Consider the following 559-nt stretch of genomic DNA (forward strand, 5'->3'; position numbering starts at 1 on the left):
TGGAAGGCAAATTTCATGAGAACTGGGATCCGTGGCGCGAGGGCTGAGCCTCCTCGGGGAGCTTCGTTAACATCGGTAAATATTCGTAGGTTAGGCTTCCTAATCGCTACAATAAGGGGATAACCTAGTCTTAACCTCAGAGGAGAGCATGGCTGTCCGCACCCTGCAAAGTGTAATTGAGCAGCATATTGCTGGACTCCCTGGCCTCATTGCCGTCTTGATAGGGCGGGTCACTGACGGTGCCACAGTAGCCAAAGTAACCTATGCCAGCGACTCCCAAGAGGAGCAAGCCCTAGAACGTTTAGGCACCTACGCCGGCGACTTGTTGCAGGCCAATAGCCGCCTTTGTCAAACCGTTAGCCCCGGCCAAGAGGCGGACTACCTTTTGGCAGGTACTCCGGCGTTGCGGGTTGTCATCAAAGCCTTTCCCAAAAGCCCCTACTTTGTTTTGTTTCTGACCCGTTCCATCACCGACCTCAAGGCGATTTCAGACCGGATTAAGGCCATCCTCATCGACGGCAAACCGCTGCTGCCTCCTGTTCAACACGACACTCTATCC

The 559-nt window shown here is 54.0% G+C and carries 1 protein-coding gene; it reads left to right on the top strand.

The annotated features are described in order from the left end of the window. Nucleotides 1–148: 148 nt before the first annotated feature. On the top strand, nucleotides 149–559 hold a 411-nt coding region (locus NW827_RS09945), incomplete at its 3' end, for a hypothetical protein (RefSeq protein WP_414503638.1).

The sequence above is a fragment of the Synechococcus sp. H70.1 genome (genome assembly GCF_047502705.1).
Lineage (GTDB): Bacteria > Cyanobacteriota > Cyanobacteriia > Thermostichales > Thermostichaceae > Thermostichus.